The following is a 26,142-nucleotide window of genomic DNA, read 5'->3' on the forward strand; positions in this document are numbered from 1 at the left end:
CTTTTCATGTTTATTTAGGTTTTAGTATTCAAATATTATGTTTATCAGTCTATTATTCAGTCTAATATATTAAGTTTTTTGATGTTATATGAAGAAAATTTCTTAAAAAAACACCGCAAACGATTGAAATAAGCCATTTTCTACTTATTCACCCTGTAATGCCATTTGTTCTGTAGCTTCTTTTGTTTTAAGGTTTTCAATTATATAACGGCCTACCCTTTCACCTTGCTTTACACCTTCTTCGATCGCTGGACGATAATGAATTCCCCCATAAAGACGACTCACTGCCGCTTCTTCCGAAGCTTCCATAAATGAATTAAAATTTCGTGCTGGCAGACCATATCTTTCTTCTGTATCATCATAGAAAGAAAACTCTTCTCCATACAAATAGGTTAAAACTGTTGCCGCAGATCTTGATATCACACTATGTCCACTAGTATACTCCGGAAATGGTGGTGTCTGTAATAATGGCACCCATTCTTCATCTACAATCTGATTAATAATGGTTTCAGGTCTTACCAATGAACTTCTATATTTTTCATCCCAGCATGAAATAAATCCATCTGCTAAAGCCACAGAAACCCATGTATACGCTTCAATTGTTTCCGAAAAGTCATTATCAGCCTTATCTGTCACCAATCTTACAATTTCTATCCAATGTCCTCCAGGTGTTATTTTCTTGGTAGCAAACATCATATGCCCTTGTTGATGAGCCACATAAGGATTACAGTCCCAAAACTTGGCAATTGCTTCCTGCTCCTTAGTTAAATTCACTCCAACGTTATATACCTCCATCATTTCTGAATAGAACTTAGATTCCTTATCAGTAGAAAATGGTGTCGGAGGAATAGGCTTAAATTGACTGGCTGAATCAATCACAAAAGGTCTTATTTTATCCCAATGGGGCTCAATCCCTTCCATATATGCTGGTGGGGTCGGTTTCCAATAAGCATCCCCTTCCATAATCGCATATTTCTCAAATGATCTCGTTTGTTTATAGTTATCTTTATCTGCCCATTTCAATACTTCCGCAGATGCCATTGCAGCATATTCCTTCGCATTATCAATTTCAGTCTGGGGAATACCACTTGCAATAAATACAGAATCTAGATCATTTACATAATCTGATATCATATCTTCAGAAAATATTAATGCCCTACCAGTGTTAAGAGCTCCATAAATAGCACTTAATTCATAATTCAAACTAGTATCAGCAGCAGGTTCAAAAGATTTAAAATCAGTTAACTGGCCAGATAAACTAACATATTCGTCATTATTCACTGCCATGATTTCATAGCCTGTGATATTAGTGTAGGCATAGATCCTTGATGCTACAGGTGGAGAAAAAATATCATGAACAATAACATCAGTCAGTTTTGTTAATGACTCTCTATAAAGCGAATCATAATCAATTGAAACCCTCTCTACTTTCTTTGTATCACAACTAATGCCTAAAGCTGCGATAAATAAAAACCCTGCAATTAGCCTTCTCATAGCTTTCCCTCAGATTTATTTATAAAAAATGTTTTTAATTTATCATTGTAGCTACTCACAATAGCAACTTTACCTTTTATTGTATTGAATACTTCAATATCCCGAAAATCAGTAAAACCCAAATTAAGTGATTCAATTTTAAGCTGAGTTCCAATATCGGTAATACAAATACCAGAATTAGCATCAAGCCTTCCAAATTCTGGTCTTAAACCATGGAAATTCCCAATAGCTATTACACCAGATTCTTCTTCATCTATTACCACTGAGGAGTTTATCGGGCCGTACTGGCCAGCAAGAGGCAGGTCATTTACTTGAGCACCTTTATCATCAAAAGATATCATCACGTTTGATAATGTAGTTAGTTCCTTCTCTTCTATTCCTTCAGTTCTCAGACCTTCCAACACCTTACTAACAGGTTGTTCACTAAATTCACTGTAAAATAAATATTTCTTTTTCAGTAATGGAAGTTCTGAAGTCAAAACGTTCTTTCCATATACAGTAAAATACTGATTTTCATAGTAATGAGCAAGAATTTGATCTATTGAACCATTTGCATTGAAATCACCAACATACATTTTTACAGGGTTCTTTGCCGAAACTCTGAGCTTTAGGTTCGGACTCATATTACCTAATAATACAGTTGTAGAGTTATCAGATTTTTTGAATAAATTAACTGACCTCCATAAGCCTTTCAGGTTCTCAAGATTATCCGGTGTGATAACCTCAAAATTCTTTATTCCCCTCCTAAAAGATACTATCTTTGGAGACATCCATTCACCAACTACCAATAATTCTGATCCATCAGAATCTTTGATAATATCTTCAAACAATGCATCAGTAATCATTCCTCCAAATGAAAGCCTGGTTATAAAATCAAATGATTCCTTTTCTTTATCCCACGTAAACACTACAGCAGCTCCATCCCGACCATACTTTTGAATAACTGATCGTTCTCCTATAAACAAATCAATATTCCCATCTAAATCAAAGTCTTCCAGAATCAATGCACCAACATTCAGGTGATTTTCGTTTTGTTTAAATGCATTTTTCCTTTTATAGGAATATTCACCATCTTCACTTAGATAAACCCTGATCATATTCCCTTTATTCAGATCAGCTTCGACAAGTCCAGAACTCCCAAGTACAATATCAGGGATACCATCATTATTCAAATCCTCAATAACCATAGCAACATCTTCAAAGGCACTATCCTGTTCAATTGCTAAAATCGGCATATGAATAAAGGCCCCTGATTTATCCTGAATAAATAAACGTGTTGGTTGTTGTCTACCTCCTGTTAAGAAAAAGTCCTCCAAACCATCACCATTCATATCATATTTAACAATCTCAGCCCCTTCTGTTGATGTCATAAAAGGCTTTAATGACTCAGCAGCATACTCATTATAAAACTGGTCTTGATGATATACATCCCCATCAATAAAAGCATTACTCAATGAAGTAAATGAATATCTGAAATTCCTATTTCTAGGATCTTCTACCAATTCAGCAGAGTTATCATATGTTATTATAATTTTATTACATCCACTAGACAGAGAAACTTCATGAATTCTGAATTTTTGTTCGCCAGGCCACTGGACAAATACTTTTGTTGATAAAGCCCCACTATCCAGGTTAAAAATCAATTCATTCGAAACTGAACTTTGCCATCCCTTATTGACATAGTGTTCTCTAAGCAAATACCCAGACTTATTTCCTACCAGTACTTTAGCTCCAATTCCATTTCTATTTTTAACCTCCGGGTTTAATAAACTCAGTTTTAATATAGCTTTGGAATTGTCACATGGATTAGAAGTATTTTCAAGAATAGTTACTTCATCATTTATATTGTTAATCACCAGGTCAAGATCACCATCATTATCAAGGTCTGAATAAGCTCCGCCAGTAGAATAAGTACTATCAGTGGATCCACTAAAGGTGTAATTCCTGATAAATCCACCTGCCTTATTTAAAAACAATGTGTTGGGGAATTTACCATCAGGCATTTTATTCATTGCCTCATTAAAAATAGAATCATTAAATTCATTCATCAATTTACTTACCCTGCTATTGGATATGAAATTGATGTAATCAAGATCATTCGGACGTTTCATTATTCCATTGGTAATAAAAATATCATTTGACCCATCCCCGTCAAAATCTGCGATTAGCGGTCCCCAGCTCCAGTCTGTTGCATCTACATTGCTTGCTACAGCAATATCCTTAAACGTTCCACCCTGATTTATTTGCAACGAATTACGAGGATTTTGCTCGTAGTAGCCAAAAGACCTCTTGAGTTTATATATTTCATAGCTATCATCTCCACCTGATCTTTTTAGTATACTCTCATCTTCCGGCATCATATCACATACAAAAAGATCACTAAACCCGTCTCCATTTAAATCTCCAAAATCACTTCCCATGGAAAACCTTGAAGTATGCCCAAATCGTAGTTCTAATTCTTCCTTAAAAGTACCGTCTTTCTTGTTTATGTATAAATAATCATTTTCATGAAAATCATTAGCAACATAGATATCCGGATAACCGTCATTATTAACATCTGAAAAACTTACAGATAATCCATAGCCAAGAGCAGAAGAATATATACCTGATTCTAATGTTCGATCATAAAATTTTCCATTTTCTTGAATAAACAGCCGATCTCCGGCTAGATTATCCTGAACAGTTCTCTGAGTAGTCTTTCCATATGATCTAGCTGTATGTACAGAGTGATTTAGAAGATACATATCTAGATCGCCATCATTATCCGCATCAAAAAAGCCTGCATGAGTAGAGTAGCCAGAAAAATCAAGTCCATACTCTTCAGCAGATTCGGTAAAAGTCAGGTCTCCATTATTGATATAAAGTTCATTTCTTCCATGGAAAGCAAGAAATCCACTTACGTTACAGACATATAAATCCAGATATCCATCTCCATTAACATCAGCCATAACAGTACCCGTAGACCAGTTTCCCATTTTACCGATTCCTGCCTCACTTGTAATCTTCTTAAACTTCATTCCTCCAAGGTTCAAGTAAAGCTCATTTTGCTCCATATTGGAAGTCAGGAAAATATCCGGGAGCGAATCATTATTAATATCACCTATGCTTACTCCTCCTCCATTATAATAATAGAGGTAATCAATAATGTTGAAAGAATCTCTTACTGTTAAGGAATTTTTGAAATCAACACCTGTTTTTTCTTTAGATAAATCATTAAAAATTCTATATTCAATAATATTCGATTGAGCACCAGGTTCATTATTAACTTTTCTATTGCAGGAAAAAACAATTGTAATACTTATCAAAAAAATGAATTTAAAAACCTTTGCCATACTGATTAATCTTTGCTGATGGAGGGAGTTTGAGTCTCAATTCTAAATAATGACAGAGGTCCATTATTATTTGCATTTACTAAAAATAAATCACCTCCCTGATTTAACAATTTCAAGTCTCTCACTGCCCCAGGTAAATTCAGTCCAGTAATTGAATTCGGAATTACTTCAAACTCATCATAATTATGATTATATATCAAAAGAGTTCCAAATGATGCATCATAGGCTCCAATCTCTGGTTTAACTTCCATAAAATTTCCTCCCAGTAATATCTCTAATTTACCATCATTGTTAACATCTAAAAAAACCGAACTTTCTACAGTACTAAACTGAGCTTGATCAGGAAAAGGTTTCCATTTAAAACCATTATCCTTTTGAAAAAGAACTCCACTTGATAAATTACTTATTGAAAGGTCGATTGCAGAATTTAATCCTTCTCCAAAAATTTGTTGAACTGTCTTATTCTTAAAATCATTATATTTAAGAAATCTTTTATTAAGATAGGGCATTTGCTTAACCAGATCATGTCTTAATGCTGTTGGATATAATTTACCACCCTTCTGATACTGTGCAAAAACGTGATCTACTGCACCATTTTTATCAAAATCATTTATGAACAAATGTAATGGCTGATTGACAGAAGCCTGAAATCTGGTATTTAAACCCAGATTACCTAAAATAATATCGGTTTTACCATCTTTATTAATATCTTCCAGATTTACTGACCTGTACCATCCACTTAATTCATGCTTATTTTCGAAGGAAATTATAAATCCCTTATTCTTATTCATTAAAATAACTGGAGACATCCACTCACCAACAACTACCAGATCCGGATACTCATCATCGTTTATATAACCTACCTTCAAATCGGTTATCATTCCAAGATGACTTTTTAAATCTTTTGGGAGTTTGTTCGATGAATCTACAAATTTCCCATGACCGGTATTCTCCAAAAGAATAATATTTGAAGGTGCTCCTATTCCAACAACTGAATAACGTTCTGCAATAATTAAATCATAATCACCATCAAGGTCAAAATCAATAATATCAACAGATGAAGACGATGATGGATTATTTCTATTAGGTAAATTCCCGGTTGCATTCGAAAAACCTCCTTTTCCATCATTTAATAACAAAACATCTTCAACTTGTGCAGAATATATATCATATTCTCTTCCACCTCTAGCTATGAATATATCTAGATCATTATCATTATCTGCATCAAAGAGCACAGCATCAACATCTTCACCCTCTTTAAGTTTAAATAATATTTCTGGTGTAACAATTGTATAACCACCTGATAATGATCCTAATATAATTTGTGAAGAATTACCCTTTGCTCCTCCTAAAAAGAAATCACTTATTCCATCTCCATTTATATCACCAATTGAAAGCGCAGGACCTTCTGTTGACCTCATATTATACACAAGTCGATCCTTATCAAAATCAACAAATCTATTTTCCTTATGTTGGGTAATAATCACCTCATCGGTGAAAATTTCTATTGAAGGATTACCTTGAATAAATGGTTTATGAGAAACTGTTTCTGATTTAATGATTGTATTTAGATTATTTAATTCAGTAGACGTTACCTTTTGCCATGACATGTCAGGCCATTGCACCCAGACTGAATCAATTTGCGAGTATTTGCCCAACCCAAAATTAGCCCTGATATCTGAACAAGATTGAAACCCGCGAACTGGGACTATAATCTGATTTTGATAATTACTATTGTACCATATATGAATTATAGCACCTACCGCATTTATATTTCCTGAGCCTGGTTGTTTTAAGAGAAACTTAATAAAATTCGTTGAGTCTTTTTGTATCGTTTTATTTTCATATACAAAAGCATTCATTTCATTATTATTAATTACCAGATCAAGATCACCATCATTATCAAGATCACCATAAGCAGACCCATTACTAAAAGAAGGTGTACTCAGTCCCCAGTCAGATGATTTTTCATCGAATTTTAGTCCATTCAAATTTTTAAATATCTGATTAGGAATTTTTTGTTCTGGTATTAAATCAATAAGTTCCTTATAATCTATTTTACCTCCTTCAAGAATCTTTTGAGTTACATTTTTGTTGGAAATATAGGTGATAAAATCCAGATCAGTCATATCCTTTAAAATGCCATTTGACACAAATAGATCTTTCAGACCATCATTATCAAAGTCGGCTAATAAAGCTCCCCAACTCCAGTCTGTAGCTTCAACACCAGCAAATCTACCAATCTCGCTAAAATTAGCTCCATTGTTTAAATGCAAGGCATTCCTGGTGTATTGTCGTCCGTAACCGTTTTCCCAGTTGTACGTATACTTATCCCAGTTCTCAAAAGTCGTTTTCGACTTATACCTCTGATAATCAGATGGAAGCATGTCTGTAACGAAAATATCTTGCCTGCCATCATTGTTGATATCAGCCATATCTGCTCCCATAGATGTAAGGGACATTGATTTAAGGTAATTGTCTTGAGATTCAGTAAAAGTGCCATCACCATTATTTATATAAATATAATCATGCTCAAAGAAATCATTAGAAATAAAAAGATCTATCCAGCCATCATTATTTATATCTCCTGCAGTTACTCCCAGTCCAAACCCAATAACTGAGCCATAAATACCTGCTTCTTCACTTACATCAACATATTTCCCATTATCATTTCTAAGTAATTTATCTCCACCCTCAGGATCCCTTTTAGGTCTTTCATTCCTCCTTAAATCAAAACTTCCGATTGCTTGATAAGAGTTGTTTAACAGATATACATCAAGGTCATCATCATTATCATAATCAAAAAATAATGCATGAGTACCATAACCAGAGTCATTCAAATTATATTCTTTTGCCTTCTCAATAAAAGTATTATCTCCTTGATTAATGAACAATTCATTTTGTTTATCATCACCCTTGATATCACCGGAATTACACACATATATATCAAGAAATCCATCGGCATTTATATCTACAAGTGTTACACCAGTAGACCATGATTTTGATCCGGCAGTGCCTGATTCCTGAGTTATATTTTTAAATTTCAGGTTACCAAGGTTAAGGTATAATGAATTGGCACCCATATTTGAAACCATATAAATATCCAGTAACCCGTCATTATTTATATCACCTAGTCCGACTCCACCTCCATTATAAAAGTTCCTATAGGTATAAATATTAAAATCCTCATCATATTTGAGTGTATTATTAAAGTCAATTCCTGTAATATCAGGAGATAATAATTCAAACCTCAAGACTTTATCACTTTCATTCTTTTTATCACATGAAAAACAAAAAATCAATAATGAAAAAAACAGAAACAGCGATAATAGTTTTAAACCTATTATTTTAATTTTGCTACACATTTTGTTTCGAATTTCCCTTCGGGTTGAAGTGTAATAAGGATAGCATCATCCTGATAATAAAAGTTATTTTTCGATTCTTCAGATCTTATCAATTCTACATGAAAGATTTCTCCAATTAACAGTCTGGATTGTTGAAGTTGAAAATTTTGATCTAGTTCCTTATTCCAGGGGGACCATTGTGGAAAGCCAAAATACAATGTAAACTGGTTTATTAATTGATTCTCGTAATCAGGAAAAAAATTCAAATCAACCTGGTATTTCATTGAATCAATTTTATGGTAGACACTTATACCTTTCCAACCTTGCCTTATCTCACCTTTAAGATTATACACTGTGCAAGAATCGATAAAAGCATCCCTGTCCATACCATACCCTACTCCAAAGAATAGAGGCTTGCTAACATCAAATGGAGACTGTTTATCAAACTCCTCACCTCCGTCAAGACCACATGAAGTAATCAAAAGTATCAACAATACATATCTCATAATAATAAAATTGTATTTGAATAAAATATGGCCCAGCAAAATTGCTGAGCCATATCAAATTAAATTTTATAATTTAGTAACCAGGATTCTGAGTTAAATTTGAATTGGCTACTATTTGAGATTGCGGTATCGGATACAAATTCTTGTTTGCACTTTGAGGTGTCTTTTCCCACCAACTTTGAGAAGTAAATTTACCGAACCTGATTAGATCTTGACGTCTATGGGCTTCAGCAAACAATTCTCTAGCACGCTCATCAAGAATCAAATCAAGATTAACACTAGATACAACTGGCAGTCCAGCTCTTGTACGAACTTCATTTAATGGTACAAGTGCATCAGATGCTCTATTTAGTCTAAATAATGCCTCTGCTTTCATTAGCATGATATCAGCTAGCCTGAAAATAGGGAAATCATTAGACATGTTTTGACCGGTGGACAAAGTAAATTCATACTTGCCTATTCTTGCACCATCAACTTCTGTTGCAGTTAATAATCCAGCTATCGATGGAGTTAGAATCAAATCATTATTCTGAGTACCATAAGTAATTACTTCACCATCAACAAGAGAAATTTGAGGCCCATAAATAAATGAGCCTTTACGGGAATCAGCATCATCAAACTTGTTAAAATACTCTTCTACAGCACAGAAACCATTCCACGGATTATTATCATAAGGGAAATCAGGTTCTGTCATAGCATAATGTAGAGTCATTTGCCCCATCAAAAATCCTTCAAGCTGATCCTTATCATAAGGTATAACCCATATATTTTCATTTGACCCTTCATTATTGGTTACAAAGTTTGAAAAGAAATCCTCAGATAAGGAATATGGACCATTATTAATTATCTCCTCACATGCATCTAATGCCTTTTGCCATTCTGCATTACCTGTGTACACTTCAGCATTCAAGTATACTTTAGCTAATGTAGCTAAAGCTACCCACTTATTCATACGACCATAAGTATCAGAAACATCTTCACTTAACTCTGGAATCGTTGCTTCAAGCTCTGCTACCACAAAATCATAAACTTCTTGCCTTGTTGCTCTGGATGGATTTGCTTCATCCTTATTCTCTTCTGTTACTAATGGAACACCACCAAACAAATCCATAAGCATATAATAACTCCATGCTCGAAGTGCTCTAACTTCTGCTAAACCTTCTGGATTAATTGCAAATTGATCATAATCAGAATTCACATCAGCTACAATACCATAAAGGGTATTCCATACAGAACTGATTATTGTTTCGTTAGGATCGAAATCCTGAGTGTGAATTTTTCTCCATCTACCTCCATCATCCCAGTTTGTTCCACGAGTGGGCACTGTTATTGCATCAGTAGACACTTCCTGTAAGGTAAATATGTGTTCATTCCCCATGAATGGTGATAAATCACTATAAATCCCTAAAACTACTGCTTTAATTTGCTTCGGATCTGAATATACTTCCTCAGTTGATAACCAGTCAAATTTTTCTGGTTCAGCTTCCATACAACCACTTACTCCTAATAGAGTAAATACTCCCACAATAATTAAATTCTTTATTTTCATAACTTTAGAATGTTAAGTTAAGTCCTACTAAAAATGTTCTAGTTCTAGACCAGGTAGTATTGCGATCTTCTATTCCTGCCGCTAAAGGTCCATCAGAATTATACCTGACTTCCGGACTTACCCCTGAATATCCAGTAATGTAGAAAAGATTCTGCCCAGTAACATACACCCTGCACCTATCAAGCCAGGATCTGTTTGTAGTATTAAAGTTATATCCAATAGTAGCATTATCTAGAGTAATGAAGGATGCATCTTCAACAAAGTAATCATTAATATTTTGTACTGCAGCATTATCAAGTGCTAACAATTCTTCAACAGAAGCAAGTACATTTCCAGCTGCAATCTGCGCTGGAACCTGATAATAAACTCTATGTTGACTTAAAATATCATGACCAACTGCTCCCCTAAAAAAGAAGTTAAAGTCAAAGTTTTTATAAACAAAACTATTTGTCCAACCAAAAGTGAAATCAGGCATTCCATTACCTATTTTAGTTTTATCAAAATCATTGATTATACCATCACCATTGATATCTTCTCGTAACCATTGACCATCTCCATCAATTCCAATCAACTTAAATCCCCATAAATCACCAACTTCTCCTCCTTCAAAAACTCTTGCGAAAGTTTGTCCAGACAATCCTGGGGAACCAGCTCCTACTTTATCTACGAAACCTCCATCACCAGCTAATTCTAAAATCTCAGCTTTTACATGGGCAAAATTTATTCCTGTTGTATAACTAAAATCTGTATTATTAACCACCTGGTAATTTAACGCAATTTCAACTCCTGAGTTTCTTATACTACCAGCGTTAATAACTGTTGTTGGCGCTCTATTTGGTGGCACGGCAACATTTTGTCTTTCAATAAAATCTTTAGTATCTCTAACATACCAGTCGATGGTACCCGATAACCTTGATTCAAATAAAGCGAAATCCACACCAACATTAAATTCGGATTTTTCTTCCCATTTTAAATCTTCATTATCATTTTGAATTGGGGTATAACTTGGCACCCAATCAGGAGTTCCTGTAGGATTTATATTTTGCCAATTACGAAATTCATATTTTAAGAAATATAGATCATCTTCATTTGGCAAGTTACCTGTAACACCATACCCTACTCTTAATTTCAAAATATCAAATGATGATAAATTAGCAAGTCTAGCAATATCAATTCCAGCACTCACTCCTGGAAATAATCCATATCTATTATCTGGTCCAAACCTTGATGAACCTTCATATCTACCCGAAAGAGTTAAGAAAACTGCATCTTTATAATTTATTGATGCTCTGGCAAAAAGAGCTGTCAAAGTATTAGAGTTTTTATAAGAAGTTGGTGCAGTAACTCTTAAAGAATTGTCATCAGAAACCTGCCAACTTAAGGCAGTTTGCATATTATGGTATGAAAATCCATATCTTGCCAATCCTTCACCAAAAATATTATCTCCAACTGCCTGAAAATATTGATATGAATAACCAGCTGTTACATTTAAGTTAAAGTCACCAAAATCATCAAAATAATTCAGATATGCTTCAAACAAATCATTTGAATTTTGATTTGTATACCTGCTCATTGTACCTCCAGAAGCAATTGCATCATCCAGGGGTGTAAACTGTGACACTACCTTACCTCCATATTCATCAAAAGTAGTATTTGAATATTGAATTACTCCTAATAAATTATCAGTAAAATTTAAGTTTAATTTGGTAGTAAAAAATATTCTTTCAGTTTTATTCTCATTGATAATATTTTCAACAAGATTAACCGGGTTGAATTGATTAAAAATGTTTGGAGTTTCAAAGTATCCTCCAAAATTCCTGTCAGCTCCATAAAATAAACTATCAGCTTCACTCCAGCGAACTGGAGCAGTCGGATTAAAAACAACTGCACTTCCAAAAGCTCTGTCCTCACCAAACTTATTTTCTCTTTTTGTAGAAGCAAATTGAACACTAACAGTAGCAAAATCATCAAATAAATTTTGATCAAGGTTTAAACGAACAGAATGTTGTTTCAAACCAGTACCCTTTAACATTCCCTGTACATCACGATAAGTGTAAGATACTCTATATTTAGTCTGACTATTTCCACCACCAACTGCAATATTATGAGACTGTGAAAATCCAGTTTCTCTAGTTATTTCATCTAACCAGTCTGTACTGCTTCCATAGTCGGCTGGCCTTCTTGGATCACCTTCAGGAAACACCTCATTTCCAAGTCTAATGTACTCTTCCGCAGATAATACTTCTACTCTATTGGCAATGCTTTCGAATGAAGTGAAACCATTATAATCAACTTTAGCTTCACCTGATTGCCCTGATTTTGTTGTAACGATAATTACACCTGAAGATGCTCTAGTTCCATAAATCGCTGCTGCCGAACCATCTTTTAATACATCAATAGATTCGATATCATTAGGATCAACAGAATTCAGGTCTCCTCCAATCACACCGTCAATTACAACTAATGGAGAAGTATTAGAACCTGAAGTTGACACTCCTCTTAATTGGATATTATATCCTGCAAAAGGGTTTCCCGGATTAGGAGAAGAAATATTCAAACCAGCAACTTTACCTTGTAACAACTGAGCCGGATTAGATATATTACCTTTATTAAATGATTCTTCATCAACGCTGGTTATCGCAGAAGTTACTTCCTTCTTTTCCTGGATACCGTATCCAACTACTACCACTTCTGATAATGCTTGAATATCTTCGACTAAGGTAATATCAATACTTGTTCTTCCGTTTACAGGAATTTCCTGCTTCTCAAATCCAACAGATGAAAAAACCAAAATGGCATCACTCGCTACAGTTACCGAATAATTACCCATTACGTCTGTCACCGCACCGTTAGTTGTTCCTTTTTCCATTACGTTAACAGCAGGAAGACCCTCGCCATTAAAATCAGAAACCACCCCGGAAACAGTGATTGTTTGTGCTTGAATCGGTGAATGTGCCATTAATGCCAACATCACGATCGCGAAGCACGTTAACTTTTGATAAAGCTGCTTCATAGATTATGTTTATTTAGGTTATCAGTTAAATACAATTAGTATAATTTAAAAATTTTTAATCAGAATAGTAATTACTACCCTCTTAAATTCGGTTTTTCTATTTCTTTACTTCGGAATTACCAAATCATTAAAATATCAGGTTAAATTGCTTTATGTTTCGAAAACGTTTGCAATTACCACCTTCCATTAAAAAGGGCTATAAAGCCATTAAAAATTGATTTTTTATGTAATTCCTTACTAGCATGTCTATCAAGTATAAATAAATATATTACCTAAAAACAAAGATTATTTTACTTTTTTTAACAATAAGTGAAATGAAATAAGGATATTTTATTGAAAACCAGTAAAAAAAGCATTCGCGAAAGATGAAAGCAATTGAAATACAAACACTTACCGAAAACAAAGTTGTCTTATCAGAAAAAAACAAACCAACAGCAAGTGATTCTGAAGTAATTATTAAAGGTTTGGCAGCTGCTTTAAACCATAGAGATCAATATATCAGAGAAGGTCTTTACCCTGGTATAAAGGATGGCGTTACTCTCGGCTCTGATCTTTGTGGGGTAGTAATTGAATCTCCTTCTGATTCTTCACTTATAAATAAAAGAGTAATTGTTAATCCAAACAGACAATGGGGAGACTCAGAAAAAGCTCAGTCCAAAGATTACCATATCATGGGCCTTCCTACAGATGGTGCTTTAGCCGAATTCACAAAAGTCCCTATTGATAAAATATTTGAAGCTCCACAGTTTCTATCAGACGAAGAATGTGCTGCACTACCCCTTGCAGGGATGACTGCTTATCGAGCTTTATTTTACCATGGTCAGGCCGAAAAAGGCCAAAAAGTATTAGTAACAGGTATTGGTGGTGGAGTTGCTCAATTTGCTGCTCAATTTGCCTTAGCTCAGAATTGTGATGTTTTTGTTACTACCAGTAGTGAAGTAAAGGCCTCTAAATTTAAAGAGTTGGGAGTGAAAAATTCTTATAACTATAAGGATGAAAACTGGTATAAAGCTTTAATAAGTGATACTAATGGAGGAGTTGACTTAGTAATTGATAGCGCCGGGGGTGATCTTATGAACACCTATATAAAATGCACCAAACCAGGAGGTAAAATTGTCTTTTATGGCGCCAGTGCTGGTAAAACCAATAAATTTGACCTCCATTCTACATTTTGGAAACAAATAACAATACAAGGGTCAACCATGGGAAGTGATGAGGAATTTACAAAAATGATTGATTTTGTAAACAAACATAAAATTCATCCTATAATCGACAATGATCAATTCACTTTAGATACAGCAATTGATGCTTTTGATAAAATGAAGTCAGGCAAGCAATTCGGCAAATTAGTGATTAAATTAACTTGAATTTTGTTGTGAACTCATTTCAATCTTCATCTTGATAAAATTTATAACAAAATTTAAGTTACCCTGTTTAAAATTTCAATTTCCAGTCAGGGTATAGGGAAAATCTATTCCTGTTCAAACTGCCAGTTGGTATATGCATTTTGAAGTTCAGCCAAAGCTTTAAAATCGCCTTGTTGCTGAGCCAATTTAATACCATCTTCAAATATTTTAGCTGTTTGCTCAGGATCAGTTTCCATAAAATAATGTGCTGCATGATAATATGTCGGAAGATAATTCGGAAAATTTGTTAAAAGTATAACAAAATATTCTTTGGAAGAGGCTGAATTTTCTCCTAAATACTCAAGCGCTAATGCGTAGTAGTTAAAAGGATCGGAAGAATCTTCTTTAATATAGGATTTTAGTAACTCTATGCGTTTTTTATTCATCGTTTTAGGTTTTAAAATAACGTTTGAATGAGTATATTCGTGCAAAAATAGTATGTATTCATAACAAATTTTATTCTGTATAAATATGAAAATACTGGTTTGTATAACACACGTACCCGATACTACATCAAAAATCAGTTTTACTGATAACAATACCAAATTTGATTCTACGGGTGTGCAATATATCATCGGCCCTTATGATGATTATGCACTGGCTCGCGCAGTTGAGTTAAAAGAATCTTTAGGTGCTACAGTTACAGTTCTTAATGTTGGAACTGCTGAAACTGAGCCTACAATCAGAAAAGCATTAGCAATTGGTGCTGATGATGCTATCAGAGTTAATGCATTTCCTGAAAATGGTCATTTTGTAGCTGAACAAATTGCACACATTGCAAAAGAAAACAATTACGATCTAATCCTTATGGGTAGAGAGTCTATTGATTACAATGGTGGTGCTGTTCACGGAATGGTTGCTGAAATGCTTGGATTACCATCTCTTTCACCTGTAATGACTCTTGATATTGAAGGCAATACTGCTAAGATGACTAGAGAAATCGAAGGTGGAAAAGAATATGTTGAAGTTGACCTTCCTTTTGTTGCAGGATGCCAGGAGCCTATTGCAGAGTGGAAAATCCCTAACATGAGAGGGATCATGACTGCAAGATCTAAGCCATTAAATGTTGTTGAAGCTGTTGATACAACAGAGAAAACATCACTTAAAAACTATGAGCTTCCTCCTGCTAAAGGTGAGTGCAAAATGGTAGATCCTGATAACGTACAGGAATTAGTAGATCTATTGAAAAATGAAGCTAAGGTTCTTTAATCAATCAAAAAGAAATTAATTATGTCATCTATATTAGTATTTGCGGAAAGTACAGACGGAAAATTCAAAAAAACTTCTCGTGAAGCAGTTAGTTATGCTGCAGCAATGGGGGGTGATGTGACTGCAATCGCTTTTGGCAACATTGATCAGGCTGAACTTGAGTCTTTAGGAAACAATGGCGCTTCTAAAGTTTTGCATGCATCTGACGATAAACTTAGTCAGGGTGTTATTCAGGCTTATGCTTCTGCTATTGCACAAGCTGTTGAGCAAACAGGTGCTGAGACTGTTATCATGTCTAAATCATCACTTGTTGATGCTGTTTCAGCAAGATTAGCTACAAAATTAGGAGCTGCATTAGTAGGTAATGTTGTTAGTCTTCCTGATACATCAAATGGTTTTGTTGTTAAAAGAAGTATCTACACTAACAAGGCATTTGTTAATGTAGAAATGAACGATGGTAAGAAAATTATTGCCATTAAAAAGAATGCAGTAGCAATTAAAGAAGATGGCGGAGCGGCTACTGTTGAAGCTTTTTCTCCTTCATTATCTGATGCTGACTTTGCAGTAAAAATCACTAAAACTGAAAAAGCTGAAGGCGATGTTCTTCTACCGGAAGCTGACATCGTTGTTTCTGGTGGCCGTGGTCTTAAAGGACCTGAAAACTGGGGAATGGTTGAGGAGTTAGCTAAAGAACTTGGTGCTGCTACAGGTTGTAGTAAACCAGTTTCTGATATGGACTGGAGACCTCACCACGAACATGTGGGTCAAACAGGTGTAAAAGTCGCACCTTCCTTGTATATTGCAATCGGAATCAGTGGAGCAATACAGCACCTTGCCGGTGTAAATGCATCTAAAGTACTGGTTGCCATTAACAAAGACCCGGAAGCACCATTCTTCAAAGCTGCTGATTATGGTATCGTGGGTGATGCTTTCGAAGTTGTGCCAAAATTGATCGAAGCAGTTAAAGCTTCTAAAGATTAATTAATTTTTATATATCTGTGGATAATAGAATACGACTGGAAATACTTGGACTATCATCAAGCCAATCTCAAAGCGGCTCATTCGCATTGGTTTTAGGCGAAGTTGGCGGAAACCGACGACTTCCCATCATCATTGGTATGCCTGAAGCACAAGCAATTGCTATCGAGATTGAGAAGATTACTCCAAACAGGCCCATGACTCATGACCTGTTCAAGTCGTTTGCCCATAGCTTTGACTTCACTGTTGAATCAATTGTTATCAGCGAGTTGAAAGAGGGCGTTTTCTATGCAAAAATTGTTTGCCGAAACGAAACAAAATCGGTCGAAATCGATGCCAGACCTTCTGACGCAATTGCAATCGGTCTTCGCTTTGATGTACCGATATTTACTTTCGAGCAAATAATGGAAGAGGCAGGAATCGAACTTACCGAAGAAGCTGATGAAGAAATGTCAGAGGCTAAAAAGGAAAAGAAGGTTTCTTCCACTGAAAAAAAACCATTCACAGATCGTCTCAAGGATTTTTCTATTGACAAACTCAAAGAAATGCTCGACAAGGCACTGGCTGATGAAAGTTATGAGGAAGCAGCCAAAATCAGAGACGAAATTAATCGTAGAAATTGATATAATATCAAGATTATCATAACCTTTTGTAAAAAGCCTTTCCATCTTTGGATAGGCTTTTTTATTTTTGACGATATTTTTAATTTTTATGGATATTCTTAGAGCCTTATTTGGCATTTTGTTCCTTATTGGACTTGGTTATTTGTTTTCAAACAACAAAAAAGCGATCGACTGGAAGATCGTTGGTATTGGTATTGCATTACAAATCATTTTTGGTTTGTTGATTGCTGAAGTTGAAATAGTAACCAAGCTATTCAGAGGAGTATCCTATGCATTTGTAAAATTCCTTGACTTTGCCGGAGAAGGCGCTTTTTTTCTGTTTGGTGGATTAGCCCGAAACAGCTTTGAAGATTCCTCAGCTGGCCATCAACTAGGATTTATCTTTGCTTTCCAGGTTTTACCTACAATTATTTTCTTTTCAGCTGTATCTAGTGGTCTTTACTATCTGGGTGTTCTTCAAAAGATCGTTTATGGCATAGCCTGGGTTATGTCTAAAACTATGCGTCTTTCTGGTGCAGAATCTCTATCAGCAGCAGGCAACATTTTCCTTGGTCAGACAGAAGCTCCTTTGCTTGTTCGTCCTTTCATTAAAAACATGACGCAATCTGAATTGATGTGTTTAATGACAGGTGGTATGGCAACCATTGCAGGAGCCGTTCTTGCAGCATATGTTAAGTTGTTAGGTGGTGATAGTATCGAAGCACAAACGCAATATGCATCATACCTGCTTTCAGCTTCATTTATGAATGCGCCGGCAGCAATTGTTATGTCTAAAATATTTGTTCCGGAATCGAATCCCGAAGCTATTGACACTGAACTTAAAGTTAATAAAGAGAACATTGGCGTTAACCTTATTGATGCTTTATCACAAGGAACAAGTGTTGGACTAAAGCTGGCAGCAAATGTTGGAGCTATGCTTTTAGCTTTCATTGCTATCATTTATGCCCTAAATGGCTTACTAGTAGGCTTTATAGGTGATTACACTGGGCTTAATCAATATGTAATTGAATCAACAAATGGAAGCTTTGATGGCTTCTCTCTTCAATATATCCTCGGACAAATATTCAGGGTCTTTGCATGGGTTATTGGTGTTCCATGGCAAGACACTCTACAGGTTGGTAGTTTATTAGGACAAAAAACCGTAATCAATGAGTTCATAGCCTATGATAACCTGGCAAAAGGGCTAAAAGGAGATAATCCACTTACTGGCAAGTCGTTAATCATTGCTACTTATGTTCTATGTGGATTCTCTAACTTCAGCTCTATTGCAATTCAAGTTGGTGGAATCGGTTCATTGGCTCCAAATCAGCAAGGAAATCTTTCAAAATTAGGTTTTAAGGCATTATTTGCAGCAACAATAGCATGTATGCTTACTGCTACAATTGCCGGTGCATTGATCAAAGCTTAAACAGGTTGACATTATTCATTGGTTGGTTTAATTTGGGAAACAATTAAACCTAAATAGATATGTCTGATAATCTTAACCGATTTTGGTATTTACTTTTTTTAGTGTTGTTTTTTTCTTGTTCACAGGAAACTTCTACAGTTGAAGAGGAAGTTACAATAGAAGAAAGCTATAAAATAGATAGCAGCTTTTATTCGACAGAATTATTTGAAGATGTTCAACTGGCAGCAGTTTTCCCGGACTCGAAAACTTTCACTGATGCCATTCCGCTAAGATCCATTCCAGCAATACTTGATTTATACAATGAAAATAAGGAATCAGAAAATTTTGAACTTCGATCTTTCGTAGAACAAAATTTCAAATCTCCTGATAAACCAGCTTCAGGATTTGTATCTGACACTTCCCTTTCCGTTAATGAGCATATAAGCCGGCTTTGGCCTGTACTCACTCGTGAAGCTGCCAGACAACCGGAAGCAGGTTCATTGATACCCCTACCCTATGATTATGTAGTTCCTGGCGGAAGATTCGGTGAGATTTATTATTGGGACTCCTATTTCACAATGCTGGGACTAGTTGCTGACAATGAAGAAGCAACTGTCAGAAACATGGTTAATAATTTTAGCTATCTTATCGACACACTTGGGTTTATACCTAATGGTAACCGTACCTATTTCTTAGGAAGAAGTCAGCCGCCTTTTTATTCACTAATGGTCAAACTACTTCATGATGCATATGGAGATAGCATTTCACATTACTTACCTCAACTGATCAAAGAATATAACTACTGGCAAAAGGGATCTTCAAACCTGGTTAACATTGGAGATTCTGAACGTTCACCGGTTAAGGTAGCTGAAAACTTAATATTGAACCGCTATTTTGATACTAAAACGGGTCCAAGGCCTGAATCATATAAAGAGGACGTTTACCTGATGAAGCAAAGTAATCGCGATGCTGAAGAGTTGTATGCTGATATAAGAGCTGCATGTGCATCTGGTTGGGATTTTAGTAGCCGATGGTGTGCCGATGGTAAAACCCTTCAAACTATCGAGACTACCAAAATTGTACCTGTAGACCTTAATGCATTATTATTTCATCTGGAATTAATGATCTCAAGAGGATTTGATGAATTGGGTAATGCAGAAAAAGCAGAAGAATATGCAGAGAAAGCAGAAATAAGAAAAGATGCAATCAGGAAATACTTCTGGGATGAAGAAAACCAGGTGTTTTCAGATTATCATATAGAAAAAGGGGCCGTTACAGGTAGAAAAACCCTAGCAATGGCTTTTCCTTTGTTCTTTGAATTAGCTACCCCTGATCAGGCATCCAAAGTAAAAGATGTACTTATGAAAGAATTCTTGAAAGAAGGTGGTTTTTCTACTACCCTAGTTAAATCAGGAGAACAATGGGATGCTCCAAATGGCTGGGCACCACTACAATGGATTACTATTCACGGATTAAAAAATTATGGTTTCCAAGCTGAAGCTAATGAAGCTAAAACTCGCTGGATTACCAGAAACCAAAAGGTCTTTAAGTCAACTGGAAAAATGGTTGAAAAATATGTTGTTACTGGCGATGTAGAAGAAGCCGGTGGTGGCGAGTATCCTTTACAAGATGGCTTTGGCTGGTCAAATGGAGTGTATAAGGCTTTGAGTAGTCAGGAAGAGTAGTGTTTAAATGTTTTGGAGGTGTTACATGTAACATCCTTTTACACCAAATTAAATTTCATTGTAGGGGCGTTGCATGCAACGCCCCTACAATGAAATTTAATTCTACCAACAATTTATATCTTCAAATCACTGTAACAAGTATCTAAACCGTACATTCCATTAACAACTACTCTTTTACGGATGAGATGTCATTGATTGTTGATTGCAATGCTATAATTAAAATCTGCGTTACAAACTCAGTTCTCAAACAACCTCGTTATGCTTCGCTAAACAAGATAGATAATTACCACTAAGCTCTTCCGGATTTGCAATCCGGAAGCCCAATCTATGGATTTATAATCCATTAATAATTAACTACATGCATATCAAAAACACCACTCTACCCGTCATATTGAACGATTAGCCTCCAATTAACTATGACCCCATTCATATTAATAAAACCACTATTGAAATATTGTTACAACCTAACAGTAAGTGAAATATCTGTCTGTTCAGGGCAGACATGCCTAACCCTAATTAACAAAAACAGCCTCCGGAAATAATCTGGAGGCTTCAATATTATTATAATTTATCTCTCGACACGTGTTATGTTAAAAAGAAACTAGTACCATTTGGCTATTTATTTATCATGGAAATCCATTAATCCTACGAATCCTGCACTTACTGACGATACTAATGTATGTCAGCACAGGAACGATACTCTCGAATCAATGACGAAGCTTTGCTTTTCAGGATAGGTGTCAACATTTTCAATTTTCAGACAGATTTGTCGAACGCGTTTTGCTGAAAAAGCAACGTGCCCGAGTGGAGTTCAGATATACCGAACACGTATTACTTCGTTACGCGCCCGAGTGAGGGTGGAACTAATTAAATACTTTTCGCTAATTAGTAACTAACCATTATATTGTAACATTAATTAATTAGCTAAATCAATTAAAAATAAAATTTGGTAAAATGTTATTAGAATAAATATTAAATAATTCTTAGTAAAGTAGAATGCTTTAAATAAAATTTCTGTTTCATCCAAAAATCTTATTTTTAGTAAAAAAAAATTAAAAACACCCAAAACATAATAAAACACAATAATAATCAAGCTAAACAACATTAAAGATTTAAAATCCTCTAAATCAACTACTCCCGTTCTCAAACCAAAAAACCATATTAAGAAAAATAACACCAAGCAGATAATAGCTGAAATTAACAACTCCTCTTTCTTTTTATTTTTTTTATTAATCATTAAATATATGCAACAGTTCAACCCAATAAAAAATAGCGCAGTTACAATAATCATATTCTATTTATTATATTTTTTTTCACATTTTGAAATAAAAATCTCAGCCTTTTTTACCAAATAATCCATTACCACAATGATAAAACGCTGAAATTTCACCTTCTTTCTTAATTTCATCTACCATAACTGCTAATTTACCTCCCCCATTAATACTACCGATAGACCCACAGAAGGTAAACCCAACTTTATACCCTCCAATTGAAAAAGAATAAACAGTTTTAAAGTATACTATTTAGGATTATAAGTTTCTTGAGAAACAACCAAATCTGATGAATTTAACAACTCTCTATTTGTATCCGTATCTAATGAAATACTGAGTAATTTAAAATCCGATTCTGGCTTATAAAATATGAAGGTATACCTAACTGGGGCAATTTCATACTTTGCTAAATAACTACAAAGGTATAATGAATTTCCTGCCTTACGAGATAAAATAAATTCATAATCAACATAATTCCCATAGTTGTTTTTCACTAATGTTACTTTTTTTTATCAAATTATCAACAGATTCATTGTCTGGTTTAACTTGAATTCGATTTAGTGATTTCTTAACAGCTTCAATTTGGTTCTTTTCATAATCCTGAAAGAAACTACTAATATTACTTTCAATTTGCTCTGGAACTATATTTTTTGGTTTACTAGATTCCGAGCAACCAAATAATAATAACATCAAACTCAGTAATCTAAAAAATTTCGAATTAATCATTTTATTACCATCTAATTTATCATACAAGCTTTTATAACTACTCTTATTCTTTAGATTATTCCTCTAAACAACTTCAATGGAAGTCATAAGCTTTATCTAATCACTAAACTATTGTTATTCAAGATATAAAATTCATAAACCTTGAAAACTGATTTAACGACAATTGCTTGTCCTGACAAATATCGAAAAGTAATGCAATAAAAAGCAAATAACATTTTCGATTTAAACATTATATCACTCTTAATAATACAGTCTTTGTAAAATTTAAGTCATTCTATTATGTTTACGTCTTCTATCAACTAAACATTTTTTTATGAGAGCCATATTTGACATCATAGTTATATCAATTTTTATTCCAATTCTAAGTTTTTCTCAATATAAAGAGGGGAATGGGTATCTAATTTTAAAAGATAAGTCTCAAAAACAAGGTATCATTCAATTCAAAAACTGGGATTCAGCACCGGATTCTATTACTATTATTAGTAATGAATTAAAAGAAAAAATATCTACATCTGATCTAATTGAATTTGGAGTTGACAACGAATTTAAATTCATTAAAAAAAATGTAGAAATAGATATAAAAAGAAGGTATTTAGGTAAAATAACAAACCAAAGAATACCTGAACTAAGAGAAGAATCATTATTCCTAAAGGTCCTAATAGAAGGTAAAGCTTCCTTATATAAATTTTCGGAAAATGATCTGGATTGGTACTTTTATTCTATAGACAGTTCCAAAATCGAGCAACTTATTTATAGAAAATACGAGGTAAATTCTGAAGTTAGAGAACTAAAAATGTTCCAACAACAATTGAACAATTCTTTTAGTGCTAACTCAACATTTGAATATGATTATCATTCTTTGAAATATAAGGAATACATGCTTTTGAACCTATTTCTTGATTACAACAATACTAACAATGATCTCGATTTAAATCTTTCAAAACGGACTAAAAAATGGCATTTAAACCTTGTTTTAAGGCCTGGTTTAAGATCATCCAAGCTTAATGAATTTAAAATATCAAATGACCAAAGTAATTCTATAAGAATTGGCTTGAATACAAAAATTATTCTGCCAATGAGAAGTGAAAGATGGGCAATTAATCTGGAACCAGTATATCATAATTTAGAATACAAGGATTTAGGTTTTAAATATGAGACTTTAGAGTTTAATACCTCATTTTCATATTCAATTATTAAGAAAAAGGATATTCAACTTTATCTAAGTGCAGGATTAGGAACTGATTATATAATTGATCAATATTTTGAAGGATTTAATTTTACTGGAGCTACTTACTTAATTGGAGGAGTTGGTTCAACTTATAAAAATTTCGGAATAGAGTTAAGAGCATCCTCTAGAAAAAACATTCTATCTGAATACATTAACTATAACACTAATATTACCGCTTATGAAGTAATATTAGGATATACCTTTTTTAAAAATTAAGTCTTTTGATTTTCTTTATTTCGGTAAATAATTCATGTTTCTCAATCACAAAATAGTATTCAATGTGGATTGATCGAACCACATTATTATGAATTGTAGGGGCGTGGCATGCAACGCCCCTACAATGAGATTAATACCACAATTACTCCTTCACCAATATCATCATACTGATTTCAGGCACCTCTATTTTACCAGAAGCTGTAATGATACCAGATTCATTAGTTTCATCTTTATTTACAATCACCTTCCAGTCTCCTTCCGGAAGTTCTATTTCCAGACTCTCTCTTCTGGCGTTGTAAACAACTATGACTTTTTCCCAAGTTTCATTTTCCAATCCTGTGGCATCAATTTCATAAGAGACTACACCATCAGCATTCTCCAGAAATTTAATCCTGTCATTTATTTCTTTCTCTCTTCTTAATCTAAATGCCGAGTGACTATTATGAATTTTCAATAGTCCTGATATATAGTTTTTCAGTCCATCATACTCTACCTGACGATCCCAGTTTATTTGATTGATCGAATCGGGAGACTGATATGAGTTTTCAACACCATCCTTAGTTCTAGCCATTTCTGTTCCAGCATGAAGAAAAGTAACTCCTTGCGATGTGATTACAATTCCCAATGAAAGCTTATGCATTGCAATTATTTGCTCTTCCGTATCCTCATCACCATTAGATAATTTCAATCGATCATATAGGGTGTTATTATCGTGACAAGAAACATAATTCATGGTTTGTTCAGGTGAATCTGACCATGGTTCCTTGCTGTAATTAACATCCTTATAATTAATATCATCATGCATAGTCGATGCCACAACACCAAACTGAATGCTAGCTTCTTTACCTTCTGCTCCTGAAACAAATCCTTTTTCTTCTGCAACGAAAACTGAACCTTTCAATCCATCGCGGATATCATCTGAAAAAGCAGCTATTCCATCAAGTTGGGTAGTATTTGCTTTCAGTGCAAGTACACTATCAGGAAGCGGCGAAGAACCTGCCTTCCACCCTTCTCCATATAGTAATATATCTGGTTTTATCTTTCTCAATTCAGCACTGATCTGATTCATGGTTTCAATATCATGAATACCCATCAAGTCAAATCTGAATCCATCGATATGATATTCCTCAACCCAGTATTTTAATGATTCGATCATAAATTTTCTCATCATAGGTTTTTCGGATGCGGTTTCATTTCCACATGCTGCTGCATCTGAAAGTGATCCATCTTCATTGTATCGATAGTAATACCCAGGAACTGTTTCATTAAATGACATACCATCTACACTATGAGTATGGTTGTATACCACATCCATGATTACCCCTAAACCAGCACTATGAATAGCTTGAATCATTTGCTTAGCTTCCTTGATTCTGGTAACACCATCCGATGGGTTAGTGCTATAGCTTCCTTCCGGAACATTATAATTCAATGGGTCATATCCCCAATTATAGTTTGGCTTTTCAAGCGTTTCATCGATCGATGCAAAATCGAAGAATGGTAAAATGTGCAAATGTGTCACACCAAGATCCTTGATATAGTTTAAACCACTTGGAGCTCCATTTGTAGTTTTAGTATTTTCTTCCGTAAAGGCAATAAACTTACCCTTATTCTTCATTCCACTTTCTGGGTGTTTAGAGAAATCACGAACATGAATTTCATAAATCACTGCATCAACTGGACTCTCAAGTTTGGGTCCTTTATCCTGATTCCAGCCTTCCGGATCAGAATCATTCAAATCTACAACCTGAGCTCGTTTACCATTAGCCCCAACAGCTTTTGCATAAGGTCCTGGTACTTCCTGGTATTTCTTATCTTCAACAGTAACTTGAAAAGTATAAAACTTTCCTTTTGCATCTCCTTCAAATTCAAATTCCCAGACTCCATTTTCAATTGGAGTCATAGGATAACGCGCTGTTTCCTCTCCTTCCAAATCATTATCATAAAAAATCAAATCCACCATATCAGCAGAAGGTGCCCAAAGTTTGAATATACTTTTCTCAGAGCTGTATGTTAGTCCAAGGTCATTTCCGGTATAGACAGGATATTCTTCACCCACCAATACCTCTTTGGTTTGATTTGTACATGAAATCATAAAAAAGAAAACAACGAGAAGTAAGTAATAGTTTATTCTCATAATCATTATTTAGGTTATAATAAAAAAAGCCAGAGTAA

17 protein-coding genes are annotated in these 26,142 nt (G+C 34.5%); 7 read left to right on the top strand and 10 right to left on the bottom strand.

The genetic code is table 11. From position 1 onward, the window contains the following. Positions 1 to 144: 144 nt before the first annotated feature. The 6 genes from HH304_RS06705 to HH304_RS06730 form a co-directional block, all read right to left on the bottom strand. A complete protein-coding gene (locus HH304_RS06705) occupies positions 145 to 1,494 on the bottom strand; it encodes a vanadium-dependent haloperoxidase (RefSeq protein WP_169679316.1) in 1,350 nt (449 codons plus the stop codon). Continuing rightward, complete coding sequence (locus HH304_RS06710) at positions 1,491 to 4,826, bottom strand: VCBS repeat-containing protein (RefSeq protein WP_169679319.1); 3,336 nt, start codon at positions 4,824 to 4,826, stop codon at positions 1,491 to 1,493. Before HH304_RS06710 ends, HH304_RS06705 begins: the two co-directional genes overlap by 4 nt. Before the next feature lie 5 nt (positions 4,827 to 4,831). Continuing rightward, complete coding sequence (locus tag HH304_RS06715; protein ID WP_456298949.1) at positions 4,832 to 8,191, bottom strand: VCBS repeat-containing protein; 3,360 nt, start codon at positions 8,189 to 8,191, stop codon at positions 4,832 to 4,834. Continuing rightward, complete coding sequence (locus HH304_RS06720) at positions 8,170 to 8,676, bottom strand: hypothetical protein (protein ID WP_169679326.1); 507 nt, start codon at positions 8,674 to 8,676, stop codon at positions 8,170 to 8,172. Before HH304_RS06720 ends, HH304_RS06715 begins: the two co-directional genes overlap by 22 nt. Positions 8,677 to 8,749: 73 nt before the next feature. Next, positions 8,750 to 10,225: a RagB/SusD family nutrient uptake outer membrane protein gene (locus HH304_RS06725; protein ID WP_169679329.1), complete on the bottom strand. Its 1,476-nt coding sequence runs from the start codon at positions 10,223 to 10,225 to the stop codon at positions 8,750 to 8,752. Positions 10,226 to 10,229: 4 nt separating this feature from the next. Then, the gene (locus tag HH304_RS06730; protein ID WP_169679332.1) at positions 10,230 to 13,238 is read right to left on the bottom strand and encodes a SusC/RagA family TonB-linked outer membrane protein; all 3,009 of its coding nucleotides are present in this window, start codon (positions 13,236 to 13,238) and stop codon (positions 10,230 to 10,232) included. A gap of 365 nt (positions 13,239 to 13,603) precedes the next feature. On the opposite strand from HH304_RS06730, the gene HH304_RS06735 reads away from it, so the two are divergent. Then, positions 13,604 to 14,605 (top strand): zinc-binding dehydrogenase, encoded by a 1,002-nt coding sequence (locus HH304_RS06735; RefSeq protein ID WP_169679335.1) that lies wholly within the window; start codon positions 13,604 to 13,606, stop codon positions 14,603 to 14,605. Positions 14,606 to 14,709: 104 nt separating this feature from the next. Here HH304_RS06735 and HH304_RS06740 read toward each other — a convergent pair whose 3' ends face one another. Then, positions 14,710 to 15,030, bottom strand: a complete 321-nt coding sequence (locus HH304_RS06740) for a tetratricopeptide repeat protein (RefSeq protein ID WP_169679338.1) — start codon at positions 15,028 to 15,030, stop codon at positions 14,710 to 14,712. Positions 15,031 to 15,115: 85 nt separating this feature from the next. Here HH304_RS06740 and HH304_RS06745 point away from each other — a divergent pair, with 85 nt between their 5' ends. From HH304_RS06745 to treF, 5 genes are all read left to right on the top strand, one after another. Beyond that, the gene (locus HH304_RS06745; protein ID WP_169679342.1) at positions 15,116 to 15,853 is read left to right on the top strand and encodes an electron transfer flavoprotein subunit beta/FixA family protein; all 738 of its coding nucleotides are present in this window, start codon (positions 15,116 to 15,118) and stop codon (positions 15,851 to 15,853) included. A 21-nt stretch (positions 15,854 to 15,874) separates the two neighbouring features. Further along, the gene (locus HH304_RS06750; RefSeq protein WP_169679345.1) at positions 15,875 to 16,834 is read left to right on the top strand and encodes an electron transfer flavoprotein subunit alpha/FixB family protein; all 960 of its coding nucleotides are present in this window, start codon (positions 15,875 to 15,877) and stop codon (positions 16,832 to 16,834) included. Between the two features lie 17 nt (positions 16,835 to 16,851). Then, complete coding sequence (locus tag HH304_RS06755; protein WP_169679348.1) at positions 16,852 to 17,454, top strand: bifunctional nuclease family protein; 603 nt, start codon at positions 16,852 to 16,854, stop codon at positions 17,452 to 17,454. A gap of 88 nt (positions 17,455 to 17,542) precedes the next feature. Beyond that, a complete protein-coding gene (locus tag HH304_RS06760) occupies positions 17,543 to 18,862 on the top strand; it encodes a NupC/NupG family nucleoside CNT transporter (protein WP_169679351.1) in 1,320 nt (439 codons plus the stop codon). 59 nt (positions 18,863 to 18,921) lie between these two features. Further along, on the top strand, positions 18,922 to 20,526 hold the full coding sequence (gene treF / locus HH304_RS06765; RefSeq protein WP_169679354.1) for an alpha,alpha-trehalase TreF: 1,605 nt from the start codon (positions 18,922 to 18,924) through the stop codon (positions 20,524 to 20,526). Between the two features lie 916 nt (positions 20,527 to 21,442). On the opposite strand, the gene HH304_RS06770 is transcribed toward treF, so the two are convergent. Next, a complete protein-coding gene (locus HH304_RS06770; RefSeq protein WP_271711526.1) occupies positions 21,443 to 21,763 on the bottom strand; it encodes a hypothetical protein in 321 nt (106 codons plus the stop codon). Positions 21,764 to 22,045: 282 nt separating this feature from the next. Beyond that, positions 22,046 to 22,291 (bottom strand): hypothetical protein, encoded by a 246-nt coding sequence (locus HH304_RS06775; RefSeq protein WP_169679360.1) that lies wholly within the window; start codon positions 22,289 to 22,291, stop codon positions 22,046 to 22,048. A gap of 545 nt (positions 22,292 to 22,836) precedes the next feature. Here HH304_RS06775 and HH304_RS06780 point away from each other — a divergent pair. Next, a complete protein-coding gene (locus HH304_RS06780) occupies positions 22,837 to 23,967 on the top strand; it encodes a hypothetical protein (protein ID WP_169679363.1) in 1,131 nt (376 codons plus the stop codon). A 142-nt stretch (positions 23,968 to 24,109) separates the two neighbouring features. Here HH304_RS06780 and pulA read toward each other — a convergent pair whose 3' ends face one another. Continuing rightward, a complete protein-coding gene (pulA, locus tag HH304_RS06785) occupies positions 24,110 to 26,104 on the bottom strand; it encodes a type I pullulanase (RefSeq protein WP_271711527.1) in 1,995 nt (664 codons plus the stop codon). Between the last annotated feature and the right edge of the window lie 38 nt (positions 26,105 to 26,142).

The organism is Marinigracilibium pacificum, assembly GCF_012926615.1.
GTDB lineage: Bacteria > Bacteroidota > Bacteroidia > Cytophagales > Cyclobacteriaceae > Mangrovivirga > Mangrovivirga pacifica.

Excerpts from the sequence above, each read along its gene's own strand:
- HH304_RS06705 (WP_169679316.1), bottom strand. The coding sequence starts at position 1,494 with ATGAGAAGGCTAATTGCAGGGTTTTTATTTATCGCAGCTTTAGGCATT.
- HH304_RS06710 (WP_169679319.1), bottom strand. The coding sequence starts at position 4,826 with ATGGCAAAGGTTTTTAAATTCATTTTTTTGATAAGTATTACAATTGTT.
- HH304_RS06715 (WP_456298949.1), bottom strand. The coding sequence starts at position 8,191 with ATGTGTAGCAAAATTAAAATAATAGGTTTAAAACTATTATCGCTGTTT.
- HH304_RS06720 (WP_169679326.1), bottom strand. The coding sequence starts at position 8,676 with ATGAGATATGTATTGTTGATACTTTTGATTACTTCATGTGGTCTTGAC.
- HH304_RS06725 (WP_169679329.1), bottom strand. The coding sequence starts at position 10,225 with ATGAAAATAAAGAATTTAATTATTGTGGGAGTATTTACTCTATTAGGA.
- HH304_RS06730 (WP_169679332.1), bottom strand. The coding sequence starts at position 13,238 with ATGAAGCAGCTTTATCAAAAGTTAACGTGCTTCGCGATCGTGATGTTG.
- HH304_RS06735 (WP_169679335.1), top strand. The coding sequence starts at position 13,604 with ATGAAAGCAATTGAAATACAAACACTTACCGAAAACAAAGTTGTCTTA.
- HH304_RS06740 (WP_169679338.1), bottom strand. The coding sequence starts at position 15,030 with ATGAATAAAAAACGCATAGAGTTACTAAAATCCTATATTAAAGAAGAT.
- HH304_RS06745 (WP_169679342.1), top strand. The coding sequence starts at position 15,116 with ATGAAAATACTGGTTTGTATAACACACGTACCCGATACTACATCAAAA.
- HH304_RS06750 (WP_169679345.1), top strand. The coding sequence starts at position 15,875 with ATGTCATCTATATTAGTATTTGCGGAAAGTACAGACGGAAAATTCAAA.
- HH304_RS06760 (WP_169679351.1), top strand. The coding sequence starts at position 17,543 with ATGGATATTCTTAGAGCCTTATTTGGCATTTTGTTCCTTATTGGACTT.
- treF (WP_169679354.1), top strand. The coding sequence starts at position 18,922 with ATGTCTGATAATCTTAACCGATTTTGGTATTTACTTTTTTTAGTGTTG.
- HH304_RS06770 (WP_271711526.1), bottom strand. The coding sequence starts at position 21,763 with ATGATTAATAAAAAAAATAAAAAGAAAGAGGAGTTGTTAATTTCAGCT.
- HH304_RS06780 (WP_169679363.1), top strand. The coding sequence starts at position 22,837 with ATGAGAGCCATATTTGACATCATAGTTATATCAATTTTTATTCCAATT.
- pulA (WP_271711527.1), bottom strand. The coding sequence starts at position 26,104 with ATGAGAATAAACTATTACTTACTTCTCGTTGTTTTCTTTTTTATGATT.